The organism is Actinomadura sp. NPDC049753 (genome assembly GCF_040674655.1).
Taxonomy (GTDB): domain Bacteria; phylum Actinomycetota; class Actinomycetes; order Streptosporangiales; family Streptosporangiaceae; genus Spirillospora; species Spirillospora verrucosospora.
In genome coordinates, this window is the sequence record NZ_JBFARL010000394.1 from 1 (window position 1) to 3,005 (window position 3,005).

General features: G+C 70.7%; 3 protein-coding genes. 1 reads left to right on the top strand and 2 read right to left on the bottom strand.

All coding sequences use genetic code 11. From position 1 onward, the window contains the following. Positions 1-13: 13 nt before the first annotated feature. Entirely contained in the window at positions 14-628 is a 615-nt protein-coding gene (locus AB0K37_RS41440) for a LacI family DNA-binding transcriptional regulator (RefSeq protein WP_363991518.1), read from the bottom strand. 146 nt (positions 629-774) lie between these two features. Here AB0K37_RS41440 and ugpC point away from each other — a divergent pair, with 146 nt between their 5' ends. Further along, positions 775-2,019: a sn-glycerol-3-phosphate ABC transporter ATP-binding protein UgpC gene (gene ugpC / locus AB0K37_RS41445; protein WP_363991521.1), complete on the top strand. Its 1,245-nt coding sequence runs from the start codon at positions 775-777 to the stop codon at positions 2,017-2,019. Positions 2,020-2,087: 68 nt separating this feature from the next. Here the strand turns inward: ugpC and AB0K37_RS41450 are convergent, their stop codons facing one another. Further along, on the bottom strand, positions 2,088-3,002 hold the full coding sequence (locus AB0K37_RS41450; protein WP_363991524.1) for a carbohydrate ABC transporter permease: 915 nt from the start codon (positions 3,000-3,002) through the stop codon (positions 2,088-2,090). Between the last annotated feature and the right edge of the window lie 3 nt (positions 3,003-3,005).

Below are 3,005 nucleotides of genomic sequence, written 5' to 3' on the forward strand. Positions count from 1 at the left end.
AGGCCGCGCTGGGTCATGCTCGTGTTGAACCAGGTGCCGTTGACGACCATGGCCGCGTCGCCGGACTTGAAGTGGTCGGCGGGGTCGGCCTTGTCTCGGCGAGGTACTCGGTGAGGGACCGCACGCCGCCCGCGTCGTCGGCCAGCACGGACGGGATGTCGGGCAGCCCGGGCAGGACCCGGTCGGCGAACACGACGCTGGAGCACACCCGGGCCGCGGCGCGCCAGTCGGCCTCGTCCCCGGCGGGCAGCGCGATGATCCCGTCGACCCGCTGCTCGACGAGCCGGTCGACGATCTCGGCCTCGCGGGACGGATCGCCGTGCGCGGCGTCCACGATGACGTGCTCGCCGAGGGTGCGGGCGCAGGCCAGCACTCCCGCGACCACCTCGGCGCAGAACGGGTCGGTGACGTCGGGGACGACCAGGCCGATGCCGCCGCTGCGGCGCAGCTTCAGGCCCCGGCCGAGGGCGCTCGGCCGGTAGTCCAGCTCGCGGGCCGCGGCCAGCACCCGCTCGCGGGTCGCGGCGCTCGCCGAGCCCGTCCCGGAGAACACCCGCGACACCGTGGCGATGCCGACGCCCGCCGCCGCGGCCACGTCCTTGATCGTCGCCGACCGCCGTTCCGCCACCCGCGCACCGTCCCTTTCCGCCCGTTTCGATCATCTTCTCACGATGACGTCTCCCCTGGAAACGATTCCATGATGTTTACTCCAGCCAATACGACATATCCCCTGCTCGGCGGGGGAACGGCGGAAACGTTTCCAAAGGGGTTCGGATGGCCAAGATCGTGCTGGACCGGGTCGACAAGGTGTACGGCGGCGGAGTCAAGGCCGTCGACGGGCTCGACCTGGAGATCCGCGACGGCGAGTTCATGGTGCTGGTCGGGCCGTCCGGCTGCGGCAAGTCCACCGCGCTGCGGATGATCGCCGGGCTGGAGGAGATCTCCGGCGGGAAGATCTCCATCGGCGACCAGGTCGTCAACGACCTCGCGCCGAAGGACCGCGACATCGCGATGGTGTTCCAGAACTACGCCCTCTACCCGCACATGACGGTCGAGCAGAACCTCGCGTTCGGCCTCAAGCTGCGCGGCACGCCGAAGGCGGAGATCAAGCAGAAGGTCCGCGACGCCGCCAAGATGCTCGGTCTGGAGCAGTACCTGTCCCGCAAGCCGGCCGCGCTGTCGGGCGGCCAGCGGCAGCGCGTCGCGATGGGCCGCGCGATCGTCCGCCAGCCGCAGGCGTTCCTGATGGACGAGCCGCTGTCCAACCTCGACGCCAAGCTCCGCGTGTCCATGCGCGCCTCCCTCAGCCAGCTGCACGAGCGGCTCGGCGTCACCACCGTGTACGTCACCCACGACCAGGTCGAGGCGATGACGCTCGGATCGCGGGTGTGCGTGCTGCGCGAGGGCAAGCTCCAGCAGGTCGACACCCCGCAGCGGCTGTTCGACAACCCCGTCAACCTGTTCGTGGCCGGGTTCATCGGCTCGCCCGCGATGAACTTCGTGCTCGCCGACCTCGAGACCGGCGACGGCGGGGCGCGGGTCTCCTTCGCCGGCTACACGCTGCCCGTCCCGGCCGCGGTCATGGACGGCAAGCCCGGCCTGGGCGACTACCTCGGCAAGAAGGTCATCCTCGGCGTCCGCCCGTCGGACTTCGAGGACTCCTCGCACGCCCAGCCCGGCTGGGCGCCGATGGCGGTGCGCAGCAGCGTCACCGAGGAGCTCGGCAGCGAGATCAACGTGATCTTCACGATCGACGCCCCGCCGGTCGAGCACAAGGACACCGCCGACCTGGCCGAGGACGCCGCCGAGGGCGAGGCCGAGGCGATCCCGCTGATCGACAACAAGGCGCTGTGGACGGCCCGCGTCAACTCCCGCTCGCACGTGCGCCCGGGGCAGGACGTGGACCTCGCCGTCGACACGCGCCGCCTGCACTTCTTCGACCCGTCCAGCGGCCTGGCCATCGGGCACCCCGACGTCGCCGAACGGCACGGCGCCGCGGACCTGCGCAAGTCCGGCTGACCATCCCGCTGTGACAGGGCGGTGCCCACGGCCTCAGCGAGGCCGTGGGCACCGTTGTCTCGCGGGCGTCACTTCACCGAGCCGGCGAGGACCCCCTGGACGAAGTAGCGCTGGAAGGCGAAGAACACGACCAGCGGGACGACCAGCGACAGGAACGCGCCGGGCGCGAGGATGTCGATGTTGCCGGTGAACTGCCGCATCTGCGACTGCAGCCACTTGGTCATCGGCTGCGACCCGGTGTCGGCGAACACCAGCGCGACCAGCAGGTCGTTCCACACCCACAGGAACTGGAAGATGCCGAGCGAGGCGATCGCCGGGCCGCCCAGCGGGAAGATCACCCGGCGGAAGATCGTCCACTCCGAGCCGCCGTCCATCCGCGCCGCCTCCAGCAGGTCCCGGGGGATCGCCGCGAAGAAGTTGCGGAGCAGGAAGATCGCGAACGGCAGCCCGAAGGCCACGTGGAACAGCACGACGCCGGTGACCGAGCCGAACATGTGGAAGCTTCCGAACTCGATGTGGCCGTACAGCTTGGCGACCGGGATCAGCGCGACCTGGACCGGCACCACCAGCAGCGCCACGACGCCGAGGAACAGCCAGTCCCGGCCGGGGAACTCCATCCAGGCGAACGCGTAGGCGGCCAGCGAGGCGATCGCGACCACCAGCACCGTCGCCGGGACGGTGATCAGCACCGTGTTCCAGAACGAGTCGACGAAGTCGCCCTTGTCCAGCAGCGCGCCGTAGGACTCGGTGGTCAGCTGCGCCGGCTTGGCGAACACGTTCCACCAGCCGTCGGCGTTGTTGTCCTCGTTGGAGCGCAGCGAGGCGACCAGCAGGCCGAGGGTCGGCACCAGCCAGAACAGCGCGACCAGGACCAGCAGCGCCTGCGCGGCGCCGCCGCCCGCCCTGCCGACGACCCGCGCGGCCAGGCTCTGGACCGTCGCCCGGGACGTCCCCGAGTCGGTCGGCAACGACCACCCGTCCATCGC